Source organism: Photobacterium rosenbergii (assembly GCF_033022775.1).
GTDB lineage: Bacteria > Pseudomonadota > Gammaproteobacteria > Enterobacterales > Vibrionaceae > Photobacterium > Photobacterium rosenbergii_A.
Genome location: NZ_JAWJZI010000051.1, coordinates 1 through 560, shown reverse-complemented (window position 1 = coordinate 560; position 560 = coordinate 1). Strand labels below are relative to the sequence as shown.

1 rRNA gene is annotated in these 560 nt (G+C 50.7%); it reads right to left on the bottom strand.

Features of this window, described 5'->3' with window-relative positions:
• Window positions 1–501, bottom strand: a 23S ribosomal RNA gene (locus tag R2X38_RS26650); the annotation flags it as partial.
• Window positions 502–560 lie beyond the last annotated feature (59 nt).

Below are 560 nucleotides of genomic sequence, written 5' to 3'. Positions count from 1 at the left end.
CAGGTTCTATTTCACTCCCCTCACAGGGGTTCTTTTCGCCTTTCCCTCACGGTACTGGTTCACTATCGGTCAGTCAGGAGTATTTAGCCTTGGAGGATGGTCCCCCCATGTTCAGACAGGATATCACGTGTCCCGTCCTACTCGATTTCACTCGCAATGCGCTACCGGTTACGGGGCTATCACCCTGTATCGCTGTGCTTTCCAGCACATTCACCTGTCGCAAAACTAGCTTAAGGGCTAATCCGGGTTCGCTCGCCGCTACTGCCGGAATCTCGGTTGATTTCTCTTCCTCGGGGTACTTAGATGTTTCAGTTCCCCCGGTTCGCCTCAATACGCTATGTATTCACGTTACGATAACTGCTTATGCAGCTGGGTTTCCCCATTCGGAAATCCAAGAGTATTGTGATTCTTACCATCTTCTCTTGGCTTATCGCAGGTTAGCACGTCCTTCATCGCCTCTGACTGCCCAGGCATCCACCGTGTACGCTTAGTCACTTAACCATACAACCCCAAGGGGTCTGTTCGTATGGCTCAACAACCAAGGTTGTTCATCTGAGTAT